General features: G+C 70.8%; 18 protein-coding genes and 1 riboswitch. Of the genes, 12 read left to right on the top strand and 6 right to left on the bottom strand.

Translation table 11 applies throughout. The annotated features are described in order from the left end of the window. Positions 1–279: 279 nt before the first annotated feature. A riboswitch (guanidine-III (ykkC-III) riboswitch) is annotated at positions 280–340 on the top strand. Between the two features lie 33 nt (positions 341–373). Next, on the top strand, positions 374–688 hold the full coding sequence (locus tag KIK06_RS18875; protein ID WP_017601895.1) for a DMT family transporter: 315 nt from the start codon (positions 374–376) through the stop codon (positions 686–688). A 31-nt stretch (positions 689–719) separates the two neighbouring features. Here the strand turns inward: KIK06_RS18875 and KIK06_RS18870 are convergent, their stop codons facing one another. Next, the gene (locus tag KIK06_RS18870) at positions 720–1,055 is read right to left on the bottom strand and encodes a hypothetical protein (protein ID WP_268644498.1); all 336 of its coding nucleotides are present in this window, start codon (positions 1,053–1,055) and stop codon (positions 720–722) included. Between the two features lie 226 nt (positions 1,056–1,281). After that, positions 1,282–1,641 carry a hypothetical protein gene (locus tag KIK06_RS18865; protein WP_268644496.1) on the bottom strand — a complete coding sequence of 120 codons (360 nt, stop codon included), beginning with the start codon at positions 1,639–1,641 and terminating at the stop codon, positions 1,282–1,284. A gap of 405 nt (positions 1,642–2,046) precedes the next feature. On the opposite strand from KIK06_RS18865, the gene KIK06_RS18860 reads away from it, so the two are divergent. Together KIK06_RS18860 and KIK06_RS18855 are read left to right on the top strand one after the other, a co-directional pair. Further along, positions 2,047–2,226, top strand: a complete 180-nt coding sequence (locus KIK06_RS18860) for a hypothetical protein (RefSeq protein WP_017601893.1) — start codon at positions 2,047–2,049, stop codon at positions 2,224–2,226. Positions 2,227–2,708: 482 nt separating this feature from the next. After that, the gene (locus KIK06_RS18855) at positions 2,709–3,434 is read left to right on the top strand and encodes a Crp/Fnr family transcriptional regulator (RefSeq protein WP_017601892.1); all 726 of its coding nucleotides are present in this window, start codon (positions 2,709–2,711) and stop codon (positions 3,432–3,434) included. A gap of 132 nt (positions 3,435–3,566) precedes the next feature. Here the strand turns inward: KIK06_RS18855 and KIK06_RS18850 are convergent, their stop codons facing one another. Then, a complete protein-coding gene (locus KIK06_RS18850; protein WP_017601891.1) occupies positions 3,567–4,082 on the bottom strand; it encodes a hypothetical protein in 516 nt (171 codons plus the stop codon). A gap of 402 nt (positions 4,083–4,484) precedes the next feature. On the opposite strand from KIK06_RS18850, the gene KIK06_RS18845 reads away from it, so the two are divergent. From KIK06_RS18845 to KIK06_RS18820, 6 genes are all read left to right on the top strand, one after another. Then, on the top strand, positions 4,485–4,772 hold the full coding sequence (locus KIK06_RS18845) for a hypothetical protein (RefSeq protein WP_268644492.1): 288 nt from the start codon (positions 4,485–4,487) through the stop codon (positions 4,770–4,772). A gap of 179 nt (positions 4,773–4,951) precedes the next feature. Next, positions 4,952–5,692, top strand: coding sequence for a Crp/Fnr family transcriptional regulator (locus tag KIK06_RS18840; protein ID WP_017601889.1), 741 nt, complete (start codon positions 4,952–4,954; stop codon positions 5,690–5,692). Between the two features lie 252 nt (positions 5,693–5,944). Further along, positions 5,945–6,244 (top strand): hypothetical protein, encoded by a 300-nt coding sequence (locus KIK06_RS18835; RefSeq protein ID WP_268644489.1) that lies wholly within the window; start codon positions 5,945–5,947, stop codon positions 6,242–6,244. A gap of 354 nt (positions 6,245–6,598) precedes the next feature. Continuing rightward, positions 6,599–6,847 carry a hypothetical protein gene (locus tag KIK06_RS18830; RefSeq protein ID WP_268644487.1) on the top strand — a complete coding sequence of 83 codons (249 nt, stop codon included), beginning with the start codon at positions 6,599–6,601 and terminating at the stop codon, positions 6,845–6,847. Positions 6,848–7,222: 375 nt separating this feature from the next. Beyond that, a complete protein-coding gene (locus KIK06_RS18825) occupies positions 7,223–7,534 on the top strand; it encodes a hypothetical protein (protein WP_268644485.1) in 312 nt (103 codons plus the stop codon). Between the two features lie 522 nt (positions 7,535–8,056). Continuing rightward, the gene (locus tag KIK06_RS18820; RefSeq protein WP_152486532.1) at positions 8,057–9,211 is read left to right on the top strand and encodes a S1 family peptidase; all 1,155 of its coding nucleotides are present in this window, start codon (positions 8,057–8,059) and stop codon (positions 9,209–9,211) included. 93 nt (positions 9,212–9,304) lie between these two features. On the opposite strand, the gene KIK06_RS18815 is transcribed toward KIK06_RS18820, so the two are convergent. Both KIK06_RS18815 and fdhD read right to left on the bottom strand, forming a co-directional pair. Continuing rightward, the gene (locus tag KIK06_RS18815; RefSeq protein ID WP_017602325.1) at positions 9,305–9,736 is read right to left on the bottom strand and encodes a gamma-glutamylcyclotransferase family protein; all 432 of its coding nucleotides are present in this window, start codon (positions 9,734–9,736) and stop codon (positions 9,305–9,307) included. 11 nt (positions 9,737–9,747) lie between these two features. Further along, entirely contained in the window at positions 9,748–10,578 is an 831-nt protein-coding gene (gene fdhD / locus KIK06_RS18810) for a formate dehydrogenase accessory sulfurtransferase FdhD (RefSeq protein WP_026128272.1), read from the bottom strand. A gap of 99 nt (positions 10,579–10,677) precedes the next feature. Here fdhD and KIK06_RS18805 point away from each other — a divergent pair, with 99 nt between their 5' ends. Beyond that, positions 10,678–13,176: a SpoIIE family protein phosphatase gene (locus KIK06_RS18805; protein ID WP_268644481.1), complete on the top strand. Its 2,499-nt coding sequence runs from the start codon at positions 10,678–10,680 to the stop codon at positions 13,174–13,176. Here KIK06_RS18805 and KIK06_RS18800 read toward each other — a convergent pair. After that, positions 13,160–13,372, bottom strand: a complete 213-nt coding sequence (locus KIK06_RS18800; RefSeq protein ID WP_268644479.1) for a hypothetical protein — start codon at positions 13,370–13,372, stop codon at positions 13,160–13,162. The genes KIK06_RS18805 and KIK06_RS18800 overlap by 17 nt on opposite strands. A gap of 100 nt (positions 13,373–13,472) precedes the next feature. On the opposite strand from KIK06_RS18800, the gene KIK06_RS18795 reads away from it, so the two are divergent. Continuing rightward, entirely contained in the window at positions 13,473–14,249 is a 777-nt protein-coding gene (locus KIK06_RS18795) for a helix-turn-helix domain-containing protein (RefSeq protein WP_017602321.1), read from the top strand. Beyond that, entirely contained in the window at positions 14,242–14,412 is a 171-nt protein-coding gene (locus KIK06_RS18790; RefSeq protein ID WP_083924474.1) for a DUF397 domain-containing protein, read from the top strand. Before KIK06_RS18795 ends, KIK06_RS18790 begins: the two co-directional genes overlap by 8 nt. Positions 14,413–14,487 lie beyond the last annotated feature (75 nt).

Genomic DNA, 14,487 nt, shown 5'->3' with positions numbered 1-14,487 from the left:
GCCGAACGCTGGGGCCGCGCGTCGAGTGGTCGCCGGCCGTGCGGCGAGCGGTCGTGTGGTGCGGTGAGCGGCGGGTGGGCGGTTCCGGGGCGCCGCGGCACCGGGGCCGCGCGCGACGGCTCCGTCCCCTCCCTGCCCGCCGACGGCCCGGCCCGTCGGCTCCACGGCGGTGATCCGTGCCTCCGCCCGGGGCGGAAGCCCCGTGCGGAGGGCGGCGTTGTACCGTACGGCTGGGCTGTGGCCTTCCGTCGGCGGGCGTGTTTCGCCCCCGCCACCGCGGACCGGCCCCCGGCACCCCGGACGAGGTGCGCCGTACCCGGCAGCGACAAGACGGCGCGGACATGTTCGCCGCGTCGTGGAGGCATCTCGGGTCATGGCTTGGATCGTTCTCGTGGTTTCCGGTCTGCTGGAGGCGGCGTGGGCCACCGCGCTCACCGCGTCCCAGGGGTTCACACGCCTGTGGCCCTCGGTCGTCTTCGGGGCGACACTCGTCCTGAGCATGGGCGGGCTGGCGTTCGCGCTGCGCACCATCCCACTCGGCACCGGCTACGCCGTCTGGGTCGCCGTCGGCGTCATCGGAACCGCCCTGGTCGGCGCGGTCCTGTTCGATGAGGGCATGAGCGTGGCCAAGGTGCTGTGCCTGGTGCTCATCGTGGCCGGGGTCGTCGGGCTGAAGTTCCTGCACTGACGTGTCCCGGAGGGGCGGAGCGCGTTCGCGGTCAGTCGACCCAGGTGCGGATGGTGTCCGCGCCCCCGCCCTCGGGGCCGGCGTAGTACTCGCTCTCGGTGTGGACCACGGAACCGTCCTCGTTGACCGTGGTCCGAACCACGGTCAACCGGGCCTCGAACCGGCCGAGGTGGACCGTGCGGTGCTCGTAGCCGATCTCGGAGCCGCTGGTCTCGGTGTCGGCCGCGGCCCCGGTGGCTCCCGCCGCGACCGTGCCCGCGGCGACGGCCAGGGTGAGGAGGGCTCGGCGAGACGTCCGCAGGAGGGCGGGGAAGGGTCCGTCCCCGTCTGTTGGTCGCGGGGGACGGTGGGTGCGGTGCTCGGTCAACGGTCGTCCTTCCGTCGCTGGTGGCACGTGAAGGGGAGGCCCCGCCAGGCGGAGCCTCCCCGGCCACGTGTGCGCCGACGCGTCGGCGCACGGTCGGTCTCATGGGTGCGGTCCGTGGCCCGGGGGCCGGAGCCGCTTCCATGAGCCTGTCTCATTCACGTCGGAACCAACGTGGAGGACACGCCCTTTGATGACACTCTGTGATTGTGCCATCGCCCGGGTGTCGCTAACGGTGGTGGCCGTACCGGTGGCAGTGGTTGTGGTAGCCGTACCAGTGCCAGTGGCCGTGGCAGTGGTATCCGTAGTAGCCGTGGCCGTAGCCGTAGTGGCGGTACTTGACCTTCCCGTGCCTGAACTTGTCGCGGTCGTGCCGGTCACCGTGCCGGTCGCCGTACCGGCCACCGTCCCGGTGCCCGCCGTCCCTGTCGCCTCCGCCGTGGCGGGACGAGTCGTAGCCGCTCTGCTGGCTGACGGACTGACCCGCGGAGTCGTAACTCTGGGCCATCGCGACCGACGGCACGCCGAACACCAGAGCCGGGGTGGCGATTCCCGCGACCAGGGCGCTCGCGATCTTCCCCTTGCCCATGGAAACCCCCCTTCAGTACGCCTGGTGGCGTGCGGCGTTGACATCCCTGGCAGCGTGACCATCCAGTCGACGGGCGCCCCTTGCACCCATGACCCCCGCCGAGGTCCTGGGCGCCGCCCGGACGCTGCCGTCGGTCGACATCCACACGAAAGCACAATCGGTGACGCGATGTGAGCGAACTGTGGTGTAGATGACTCTTTTGTTGGGATTTCAACACCTTGCTCGTCCCCTACCCAGAATGGCGCCCGTCTGACGAGAACTGTCATAAATCTGACATTTGGCTTGGCGTCGCACCTGGAACGACGCCGGGCCGGTCTAGGTTGCGAAGTGGTCGGTCTCCCGGCGCCGGTGCACGGTGACGGAGAAGTCCCGGCCGTGAGGAAGTCTCATCACTTGGAGAGTCGCATGACGTTCAAGCAGGGTGACCGCGTGCAGTTCCGCAGCAGCCGCCACGACGACCAGATCCGCACCGGCAAGGTGCACTCGGTCCAGGGCAAGGGCAAGGGCGCGCAGTTCACGATCACCGACGACGAGGACCAGCAGTCGGTCCACGTCCACGCGCACCAGATCGAGGGCAAGCTGTAGCGGCACCCGCGTTCGCGTGGAGGGGCATCCGGCCGGGCCGGATGCCCCTTCGCCGTTTCCCGGTAAAGGAAGCTTTTGGTTATTTCAGTGGCGGTGATCGCGGAGTCCTCCCCGATGTGAGGAGGGCACCGTGCTCTAATCGCGATGGGGGAGCGGTGGGAACTCCGGCGAAGGGTCCACGGCCCAAGACACGGCCCAAGAGCCGTCCGTACGACCCCAGGGGTTCCCGACGACGGCGAGGGTCCACGACCATCGCGACCGTCCCCCACGAGATCGGTGACAGTGCTCTCCGTGGATTCCGGCGACCGAGGCCGGGGAGACGTCTCCCCGGCTCACGCCGTTCCCACGGCGAACGTCCGTCCATCTTCTGCGCGTGGCCGTCCGGTCACACGAATCCACCGTCCGCCTCGTCCCGCTCCTGACGGACGCGGGCGAGCACGAGTTCGGGTGAGGAACCGTTGAGGAACATGCAGGCGGCAGGTATGGGACGTACCGACGAGATCCGGGTCGTGGCCCCCAGGGTGAGCGACGAGACGGTGGACCCCGAGCGGTTCCACCTCGCGGAATGGGTCGTGTCGTGTCTGGAGAGCCGGGGCGCGGCCCGTCCGGGACGCGCGGCGGTGGCCGCGCTGGCGGGCAGGCTCAGGCAGCGCCTGCTCCGCCGGGGCGAGCTCGCCTTCCGGGAGGGGGATCGGGACGCGGGGGTGTGGATCGTCCGGTCCGGCCGTCTCGAACTCGCGGTCAAGGGGCGGTCCCGGCCGCTGATCGTGCAGATCCTGCGCCCGGGCGGGATCGACGGCGACATCCAGAAACTGCTGGGTATGCCGTTCCCGTACCGGGCGCGCGCGCTGGAGGAGTCGGAGTGCCTGACCATGACGCCGCTCGACTTCGAGGAGTTGCTGGGTGAGCACCCGGAGATGTCCCGACTGTGGATGGCGACCATGGCCGAGCGGCTGTCGGAGTCGCACGACCGGATCGTCGGGATGCTCGGCCGCACGCTCACCCAGCAGAGCGCCCGGCTGCTTCTGGACGAGGCCAGCGGCGGGGTGGTCGACGTGCCCCAGCAGAAGCTGTCGGAGATGTTGGGTGTGTGCCGTCCCTCCCTGAACAAGGTGCTCAAGGAGCTGGAGGGGCAGGGACTCATCAGGCTGCGCTACGGCGCGGTGGACATCCTCGACCCCTACGGTCTCGCCCAGCGGGCGGACTGACGGGGTCGCCCCGTCGCCTCCGCAGAAGCGCTGACGGGATCCGGTCGCCGGAGACGGCCCAGGGATCCAGCACAGGAGAAAGGGTGGGAACCGGTGCGGTCCCCACCCCGTGACTCCGGCGTCCCGGAGGTGTTACGCGGAGGCCTCGGCGTCCTCGGCACGCTCCGAGCGGCGCCGGGTGATGTACATGACCACACCACCGGTCAGGGCGATCGCGCCGCCGACCAGGGCGAGGTCCTCGGACGGGCCGGTGACGGCGAGCTCCTCGGGAGCCCCGCCGACCGCACCGCCGCCACCGCCGCCTCCCGCGGGGCGGGGGCAGGGACCGATGAAGGATCCGCCGGGGCCTGCCGTGTCACAGACCTCGTGGAACTCACTGTCCTCGGTCTCGGAGTGCACCCCGCTGCCGTTGTCGTCGTGGTGGTGCGGGCCGCCACTGAACGGACCGCCGTCACGCCCCTCCTCCTGCTCGGCGGCCTCGGTGTCGGCGGGCTGTGCCGCCTCCTCCTGGGCCGCCGGGTCGGCTTCGTCGACGGTGTCGGCCGTGGCGACGCCGGCGACGGACAGCGAACCGCCGATGAGCGCGGCCATCGCGACCCCGGGCCAGAATCTCTTGTCCAGAACGGCGCGTCGAACGAGTTCAGACATTTGCACTCCTATGGATCGGATGCAGGTAGTCGCAGCTTTTCGTAGATTCATGGGTCATTAGGGGACCGGCACGCCGAGTCACGGGAGTAACTGTGTCGCATTTCTGACACTCCTTCTGGTCCCACTCCTCTCGGAAAGCATGGAAATAACATCCACTGCGTGTTTTCTGGCGTTCCGTTAACTCGCGCATGGGTTCGCGTGGTGATCGCTGGCAGTTCTCCAGTTCCAGGCAAAATGCCAGAAATACTGTCGCTTCGGTAACAGATGAGCCTGATTATGGGGAATTCATGTGGTTGTGTGGTGCGCGTTGCCGCTGGAGGCGCCTCTCAGGGGTTTCCGGCGGGGACTCGCCGGTGGCTCGGGCGGGCTCACGGCCCGTCCGTCGCACAGGAGGGAACTTCCATGAAGGCGAAGACGATCACACGTGTTCTGGTGGCCGGTGTGGCCGCCCCGATGTTGGCGTTCGGTCTCCCGTCGGCCGCCCTGGCCAACAGCTTCTGGCACGGGGACTCCCAGTTCGCCGGGCCGAACGGATCCATGTCCCAGAGCATCACGGCCGCGGCCGGCAACGGCCACTTCGGCGGAGGCTTCGGTGGCCATGGTGGGGGCTTCGCGCTCTACAAGGCGAGCGCCTCCTTCGCGGGTCCGCATGGCGCCGGTTCCCAGAACCTCTTCAGTTTCGCCAACTAGCAGGAAGTAAGGCGGGCGCCCCCCACGGGACCGCCCACCTGACCGCAAGGAGGTCTCGTCCCCGTGGCGGGACCTCCGCCCTTGCGTGTGCTGCCGGGGAACCCCGGCCGCCACGTGCACGCGGTGCGGTTCGGGGCCGGGCGCCCGCGAACGCGCCACGGGGTGGACGGAGGACGTACATGAACCCGAGGGCCACATCGGCGGTACCCGAGCGCCGACTGAACGGGACCGAGACCGCGGATCCGCGGGTCCAGCAGGCGGCGTGGGTGGCGCGCTGCGTCGGTCGGGGCTCGGCCGCGCCGCTCACCCCCCGGGACCTGAACGCGCTCGCCACGTTCCTGCACCGGCAGTCGCTGTCCCGGGGCGCGGTCGCCTTCCGTGAGGGCGACTCCCCCTCCCGGGTGTGGATCGTTCGGTCCGGACACGTGGAGCTGTCGGTCGGCTCGGGCGAGGAGCGCACGGTGGTCGAGATCAGGCACGCGGGTGACGTGGACGGCGACATCCAGTTCCTCCTGGGCAAACCCCTGCCGTACACCGCGCGCGCGACCGACGACGTCGAGCTCCTGTACATGCGCGCCGAGGACTTCGAGCGACTCATGTCCGAGCACCGCGCGCTCGCCCGACGCTGGCTGGCCAGCATCGCCGGCCGCCTGGACGCCAGCCAGGGACGGATCATGGAGCTGCTGGGCAAGTCCCTGACCGAACAGACCGCCCGGCTGCTGCTCGACGAGGCGTCCAGCTCGGTGGTCCCCCTGCCGCAGCGCACGCTCGCCGCGATGCTCGGCGTCCGCCGGCCGTCACTGAACCGGGTGTTGAAGCGGCTGGAGCGGGAGGAGCTGATCGAGATGCGGTACGCGGCGATCGAGATCCTCGACCCCGACGGGCTGTCCAGGAAGGCTCACGGAAGTCACGCGGGCTGACAGGGTCAGCGAGGCGACAGTTCGGCTGTGGGGCCGTCACGCGAGTGGTTGGTTGAGAGTAACGACATCATGTCGCACACCTGTGCGCGGGGGCGGGCACACCGGGACGCGCTGTCAGCTTCTGGACCATCGGCCGTACGCCTCGGCCGCTTCCCGTATGCACCAGAGCAGATGAGGCGGGCCATGACACCGTGGCCAGGCGTCGCGGTGGATATGGCGGGGCACTGAGCCCCGAACGCAAAGGAGCAGATCATGCCCAGGCGCACTGCACGTCGGGTGGCGGCCGCGGTTCTCGCGGCGCCCATGCTCGCGCTGGCGGTCCCGGCCGTCGCGTCGGCTGAGCCCATGGCGCCCAGTGGCGTGAGCGTCGTGAGCCACGGTGGTTTCGGCCACGGTTTCCACGGCGGGTTCGGTCACGGCTTCGGCGGCTTCGGCCACGGTTTCCACGGTGGTTTCGGCCACGGCTTCGGCGGCGCGTTCTTCTCGCAGAGCGGCAGCTTCGCCGGACCCGGTGGCGCGGCGTCGTTCGACGTCTTCAGCTTCGCCCGCTAGCCGGGCACCACGCGTAGGAGGGACGACGCGGACCCGCTCCCGGGGGCGGGTCCGTTCGCGTGCCCGGAGGGCGGAAGGGAATTCGGGCCGATTCGGTCACCGAGGCGACAATTTGACCGCACGGTGATAGTGCGAGTGGTTGATTGGTTGATGGTTGTGATCGCGACTTCATGCGGTACACGAACGCGCGGGGACAGGCGCGTACGAGAGCGTCCGCCGCTCCCGCAGACATCGCCGGCCGTGCGCCTCGGTCGGGGCCCCGCGGTTCGCCTCAGAGCAATGGCAGGCCACCGTGTCGCGACTCTTCGCGGTGGGGTGGTGGGGCGTTTCGCCCCGGTTGCAGAGGAGCAGACCATGTCCAGGCGCACTGTTCGCCGTGTGGTGGCCGCGGTTCTCGCGGCGCCCATGCTCGCGCTGGCCGTTCCGGCGGCCGCGTCCGCCTACAGCTACGACTACTGGTACGGCGGTCCGTACTACGGCTGGTACGACAGCGGCTGGTACGGCGGCTACGGCTGGTACGGCGGCTCGTTCTACGGTACGAGCGGCAGCTTCGCCGGGCCCGGTGGGGCGGCGTCGTACAACGTGTTCAGCTTCGCCTACTAGGCGGCACCACCCGAAGGAGGGACGACGCGGCACCGGTGCGCCGGTCGCCGCGGCGCGGACCCGCTCCCCGTGGGGGCGGGTCCGTTCGTGTGTCTGGACATCCGGGGGCCGATTGGGTCACCGAGGCGACAATTCGACTGCACGGCGGTGGCGCAAGTGGTTGATTGGTTAACAGTTGCGATTGCGACTTCATGCGGTACACGAACGCGCGGGGACAGGCGCGTACGAGAGCGTCCGCCGCTCCCGCAGACATCGCCGGCCGTGCGCCTCGGCCGGGGCCCCGCGGTTCACCTCAGAGCAATGGCAGGCCACCGCGTCGCGGTCACCGTGGCGTGGCGGTGGGGCGCCTTCGCCCCGGATGCAAAGGAGCAGACCATGCCCAGGCGCACTGTTCGCCGTGTGGCGGCCGCGGTTCTCGCGGCGCCCATGCTTGCCCTGGCGGCCCCGGCAGTAGCGTCCGCCAGCCACACCGACGGCTTCGGCAGCGGAGCTTTCTGGTCCTACAACGAGTCCATGGCGGGCTTCGGGGGCGCGAGCAACCTGAGCATCGTGAGCAAGGCCGGTTTCGGCGGCCACGGTGGTCACTTCGGCGGCGGCAACTTCGGCGGTGCGCTCTTCTCGCAGAGCGGCAACTTCGCCGGACCCGGTGGCGCGGCGTCGTTCGACGTCTTCAGCTTCGCCCGCTAGCCGTCCATCACCCGAAGAATCGAAGGGGACGATCCGGCGCCGGTTCTCCGGCCGCCGCCCCGGACGCCCGGGAGGCCGCGGCCTCCCGGGCGTTTCTGTGTACCGTGTTCCCCCTGGAACCCCATGTCACCAGGTGCGGGGTGGCTTTCCCGTCATGAGCCGTCACGAAAAGTGACATGCGCGTGACCGGATCCGGCCACGCGTGCCCCTCTCGCGCGTTCCCCCGGCGTGTGGTAGCGGACCGTCCGGCGGCCGTGTCGCGCGCGCGGATTCCCGGTTTTGACCTCTTCATGCACACCACCCCTGTTGGTTTCTCCATTTCTATGGTGTTTCGTTAGGAAACTTTCCGAATTCATGGAGTATTCGGGTGGTTGTCCTTTTCCGGTGCGTGGCTTACGTTTTCCCCTGTTCATCACCAGGTGAACACTTTGACGGACGTCGGGCGGCAAACCTGGCGAACCGTCCACCCCCGTGGGCGCACGGCGCCCGCACTGCCTAGTACCCCCGCGAAAGGGCAGAACCTTGCACGGATCCCCCCTCCCCCGCGCCGTCGGCATGACGGCGCTCTCCCTCGGACTCGTCCTCGCCGCCACCGGACCGGTCGCGGCCGACTCCCCGACGGGCGGCCCCTCGCCGGACCAGATGGCCGCCATGCGCAGCGCCTTCGGGCTCACCGAGTCCGGCGTCACCGAGCTCATCGCGGCCCAGGAGGCGGCCGCCGAGACCGAGAGAGAACTCCGCGAGGAGCTCGGCCCGGACTTCGGCGGAGCGGTCTTCGATGTCGACACCCTCGACCTCACCGTCCAGGTCACCGACCGCTCCGACTTCGGCGCCGTACGGGCCGCCGGGGCCGTTCCCGAGCTGGTCGACCACGGCGAGAGCGCACTCGACTCCGTCATGGAGGCGCTCGACGCGGCCGCCGACGGAGCCCACGCCACCGTCCACGGCTGGTACGCCGACCCGGCCAGGGACACCGTGGTCATCGAGGCCGCACCGGGCCACGAGTCCGCGGCCGAGGAGTTGGCCGCCAGCGCCGGTGTCGACGCCGACGCCGTCGTCGTCGAGGAGAGCCCCGGAACACCGCGGACCTACGCCGACATCGTCGGCGGCAACCCGTACTACTTCCAGGACGGCGGCAGCTGGTACGTCTGCTCGATCGGGTTCGGCGTCGTCGGCGGCTACGTGACGGCGGGCCACTGCGGCGACGAGGGCAGCGACACCTGGCACGACGTGCCCGGAACCCAGCAGATCGGCACGGTCGCCGGGTCGGTCTTCCCCCGTAGCGACATGGCCTGGGTCGACGTCACCAACCCTGACTTCACGCCGACCGCCCAGGTCAACGACTACGACGGCGGCACCGTGACCGTCACCGGCTCCGCCGAGGCCCCCGTCGGCGCGTCGGTGTGCCGCTCGGGCCGCACCACCGGCTGGCAGTGCGGCGTCATCGAGGCCAAGGACCAGACCGTCCGCTACCCGCGCGGCCAGCACGTCCACGGGCTGACCCGCACGACCGCGTGCGCCGAGGGCGGCGACTCCGGCGGCTCCTGGCTCGCGGGCACCGAGGCCCAGGGCGTGACCTCCGGCGGCTCCGGTGACTGCACCTCCGGCGGCACCACCTACTTCCAGCCGCTCAACCCGATCCTGGAGCGGTGGAACCTGACCCTGCTCACGGGCTGACCCACCGGCCGGCCCCGGACCCCCGGGGGCCGAACCGCGGGCACCGGCTCACCTGACCGGCCGGTGCCCGCGCGCGTGCTCAGCGCGCCCGGCTCATCCGGTGGCCCCGGTGAGCTCGGTCCGCAACGCGGAACACTCCGTGACGTAGGCGGTCAGGTGCTCGGCGGCGAAGGCGTCCGCGTCCCAGTCCCGCGGGGACGCCTCGGTGGCCGCGTCGGCAACGTAGGCCCACCCCGCGCCGCCGTCGGCCAGCTCCAGACGGCGGACCTCGTACCACTCGTCCTCGTAGACGTCGATGATCCGCCGCTCCGTCTCCGACAGCCCGGACAGCAACCTCCCCGAGGCGGTTCCGGCGCCGGGGACCAGCACGGGGTAGGGGCGGCCGGGCAGCGCGGCCGCCCGCCAGCCGGGCGCGGCGGCGGGCACGGAGTCGGGAACGCGGCCGAGCAGCGCGTTCAGGATCTCCGGGAAGAGGAGGGTGCCGTAGACGAACAGCGGCTGTCGCCGCTCAGACAGTCGGTGCATACCAGTGGATCCTAGACATCCACGCGTACCCGGTGACGCCCCGCGTAGACGTTCATCGAGGACCCCCGCAGGAACCCCACCAGCGTCATCCCCGCCTCGGCGGCCAGGTCGACGGCCAGGGACGAGGGCGCGGACACCGCCGCCAGCGCCGGGATCCCCGCCATCCACGCCTTCTGCGTCAGCTCGAACGAGGCCCGCCCCGAGACCATGAGGACGGTCTCCCGCAGCGGCAGGCGGTCGCCGTGCAGCGCCCAGCCGACCAGCTTGTCCACCGCGTTGTGACGACCCACGTCCTCGCGTACCGCGAGCGGCTCGCCGTCGGCGGTGAACAGCCCGGCGGCGTGCAGTCCGCCCGTGCGGTCGAACACCCGCTGGGCCGAGCGCAGGCGGTCGGGCAGCAGAGCCAGGGTTCGCGCGTCCACGCGGAGGCCGTCCCCCTCGACCGGCCACCGCGCCCGTGTGCGCACGGCGTCCAGGCTCGCCTTCCCGCACAGCCCGCACGACGAGGTGGTGTAGAAGTTGCGTTCCAGGGACGTGTCGGGGCGCGGGACGCCGGGGGCCAGGGACACGTCGAGCACGTTGTAGGTGTTCGCCCCGTCCTCGGTGGCCCCGGCGCAGTAGCGGATCGCGGCCACCTCCTCGGCCGTGGTGACGACGCCCTCGCTGACCAGGAACCCCGCGGCCAGGTCGAAGTCCGCGCCCGGGGTGCGCATGGTGACGGCCAGCGCGACGCCGTCCACCCTGATCTCCAGGGGCTCCTCCACGACGAGGCTGTCCACCCGCTCGCCGGCGGCCCCGTCCCTGATCCGCAGGACCTTGTCCCGGACCGTGACCCGTCCCATCCGCAGCACCGCCTCCGTCAGCCGAACCCGCTGTCCCAGGTTCGCACGAAGGGCCCGGACACCGCGCGGGGAGGTGGCTTGGTTGTGGGGCGGACGGGAATGATGCAGACAGAGGGGTTGGCGGTGAGCGAGATGTCGAGACCAGGGGCCGGGGCGCTGCCGGATCCCCCGGGACCCTCCGGCGCCTCCGGTCACGTCGGCACCACGAGCGACGCGGCGGCGGTGATCGGTGAGTCCGGTACGGTCCTCGGCTGGACCAGCGGAGCGCAGGAGCTCCTCGGGTACCCGCCCGACACGGTGGTCGGCCGGTCGGCGGCCCGCCTGCTCGCGGAGGGGGAGGACCCGGACCCGGCCCGGACGGCGCGGATCGCCGACCGGTGCCGGTCGGGCAGCGGTTGGCACGGCACGGCCGACCTCCGGCACCGGGACGGTCGACTGGTCGAGGTGGACCTGCGGGTCTGCGCCGCCTTCGCCCTGGACGGCCAGCGGTGCTTCCTGGTCTCCGGCCGGGAGCGCACGCCGGGGTGGACGGTCGGCGGGTCGGTGCTGGACGGTTTCCTCACCCGCTCGCCGATCGGCATGGCCGTGGTCGACCCGCAACTGCGCTTCGTCTGGGTGAACGACACCCTGGAACGGTTCGGCGGGGTGTCGCGGGAGCAGCGTCTGGGCCGACGTCTGAGGGACCTGCTCCCCGGTCTGCGCGCGGAGCCGATCGAGGCCGTCATGAGGAGTGTCCTGGAGACCGGCACACCCGTGCTCGACCACGAGTACCAGGGGTGGAGCTGGGCGGACCCGTACCGCCCGCACGCCTACTCCACCTCGTTCTTCCCCCTGATCGACGCCAACGACGCCATCACCGGCGTCTGCTACATGGTCATGGACGTCACCGAGCGGTGGAACGCCCAGCACCGCCTGAGGCTGATCAACGAGGCGGGCACGCGGATCGGCAGCACCCTGGACGTGTCCCGTACGGCACAGGAACTCGCTGACTTCGCGGTACCGCGCTTCGCCGACTTCGTCGTCGTCGACCTCCTGGAGTCGGTCCTGGACGCGGAGGAACCGCCGCCCTGGCCACCCGGAACCAAGCCCGCGATGCGCAGGGCGGGCCTGGGTTCGGTGCGCGAGGGCTGCCCGGAGGCGGTCGTCAGGAGGGGGGAACGGGTGGACTTCGTTCCGCCCCCGCACGACGCCCGCTACCTGGTCGAGGGCGACGCCGTCCTGATTCCGGTCCTGAACCCCGACGACGACGTCTGGGCGGTGGAGCAACCGGCCCGGGTGGCGACGATACGGAAGTTCGGTCTGCACTCGCTCATCTCCGTCCCCATGCGGGCACGGGACACGGTGCTGGGCCTGGCCACCTTCGTCAGGTCGCGGAACCCGACGTCCTTCGAGCCCGACGACCTGCGGTTGGCCCAGGACCTGGTGGGTCGGGCGGCGCTGTGCGTGGACAACGCCCGCCGCTTCTCACGCGAGCACACCACGGCGCTGGCGCTCCAACGCACCCTGCTTCCGCATGTGCTGGCCAGCGGGACCGTTCTGGAGACGGCCTCCCTCTACCTGCCGTCGGACGCCGCGAACGGGGTGGGCGGCGACTGGTTCGACGCCATACCGCTGTCCGGCGCACGGGTGGGCCTGGTCGTGGGCGACGTGGTCGGACACGGACTCACCGCCGCCGCGACGATGGGGCGCCTGCGCACCGCCGTGCACACGCTCGCGGACATGGACCTGCCCCCCGACGAACTGCTGGCCCACCTCGATGACCTGGTGATCAGCCTGCTCGACGAGAACCCGCGGGACGAGGCGACGACCACCGCCCTGACGGGCGCCACCTGTCTGTACGCCGTGTTCGACCCGGTGACCCAGCGCTGTGTCATGGCACGCGCCGGGCACCCGCCACCCGTCGTGGTCCCGCCCGGGGGAGACGTCTACTTCCCGGACCTGCCCGCGGGGCCGCCCCTCGGGCTGGGCGGACTGCCCTTCGAGACGGCCGAGCTGGAGCTGCCGGAGGGCAGTCTGATCGGCCTCTACACCGACGGCCTCCTCCGGTCCGACGGCCGGGACGCCGAATCCGGCATGTTCCGCCTCGGCCGGGCCCTGGCCCGGCCGGGCGTAGCGCTCGACGAGCTGTGTGAGAGCACGGTCCGACTGCTTCTCCCGGGGTCCCACACCGACGACGCCGCGCTGCTGCTGGTCCGGACGCACACCCTGAGCGCGGACCGGATCGCCTCGTGGGACGTGCCGTCCGACCCGGCCGCCGTGGCGGACATCCGGGCCCGGGCGTCCCGCCAACTGAGTGAGTGGGGGCTGGACGAGCTGGTGATGACGACCGAGCTGATCGTCAGCGAGTTGGTCACCAACGCCATCCTCTACGCGTCGGGGCCGATCCGGCTGCGCCTGTTGCGGCAGGCAGGGTTGGTCTGCGAGGTCTCCGACACCAGTAACACCGCCCCCCGGATGCGGCACGCCCGCACCACGGACGAGGGCGGGCGCGGCCTCTTCCTGGTCGCCCAGCTCACCCACCGGTGGGGCACGCGGTACACCGGGGACGGCAAGATCATCTGGGCCGAACAGCATCTCCCGGTCACCGACGCGGCCTAGGCGCCGCGGGTCCCCGGTCGGCCACGTTCAGGTCCTCGCCGCGTTCGTACCGGTACCAGGTGACGCCCAGGCGCACGGACACGGCCCCGGAGTCGTGGGGGTGGACGGCGGTGACCGCCCGGATGCTGCCGTCGGGCATCACCACGATGTCGTTGGGGCGGAGCGCGGCGGCGGGCAGGGATACGCGGTCGTTCACGGGATCCTCCTCAGGGGCGGCCTGAGTTCCAGGTCACACCTCGGACACGGTCGGTCGCTACGAGGTGACCGGTCCTCGCAACCGGCGCTACGTTCCACGCATGGAGAGCAACGGCTTCTGCGAATCCCTGACACGGGCGCGCAACAACATGGGGCTTTCCAAGTCCCAGCTGGCCGCTCGCGTCAGTCGTTCCCCCTCCACGGTGACCCGGTGGGAACGGGGCGAGTACCTCCCGGACCGCGATGACGCCGAACTCCTGGACCGCGTGCTGCAATGCGGCGGCGACCTGCTCAGGGAGTGGCAGGTGGTCGCGACCGGTTCCGTGGTTCCCCACTGGAAGCAGCGCGTTCCCTACCTCGAACAGAACTCCGTGGCGATCCACCTCGTCTACCCCTACGGCATTCCCGGCCTGATCCAGGCCACGGAATACGTCGAACTGATGTTGCGGGAAGGGCTCTGCCCGGGGTCGGACGAGCAGATCAGGGCGGAGGCGAAGAACCGTGCGGGCCGCTACGACGCGCTCGCTGCGAAAGGGGCGCCGTGGGTAACGGCCGTGTTCCCCGCCTCGTGCCTGTCCCGGCTTCCCCCGTCGGCGCGGCAAGCTCAGGCACGGCGCCTGGCGGACCTCATCGACGCGGGTCGGGTGACGGTGAACCTGCTCGGCGACGATGCGGTCATCGACATGGTCGCACCGCTGATGGGCTTCCAGCTCACGGACGGGACTCGGGTTCTGGCCAGTGAGCACAATTGGGATGTCGTGGTACATGACCAGCCGAAGCAGGTAGAGACCCTGCTGGCTCGGATCCAGCGGGCGACTCAGGTCGCCCTGTCTGAGGGGCAGTCGGTCGAGATGGTGAAGGAGATGGCCCGTGAATGAATGGCACAAGTCCAGTTACAGCCCGAGTACATCGACGTGTGTGGAGGTGCGTGAGCACCAGAGCGGCGCGGACGTGCGCGACACCGAGCACCGGGAGGCCGGGCACCTGCCCTTCCCCGCCGGTGAGTGGGCCGCGCTCCTGGCGTCCGTGACGCGGAGGTAGGGCCGCACACGGTGAGGGACCCCGGGCAGGGCCACTGCCCGGGGTCCCTCCGTGTCCGGCGTCCGCGCATTTCCT

The organism is Nocardiopsis sp. EMB25, assembly GCF_026797795.1.
In the GTDB taxonomy this organism is placed as follows: Bacteria; Actinomycetota; Actinomycetes; order Streptosporangiales; family Streptosporangiaceae; genus Nocardiopsis; species Nocardiopsis lucentensis.
This window is presented reverse-complemented; position numbering and strand designations above follow the sequence as displayed.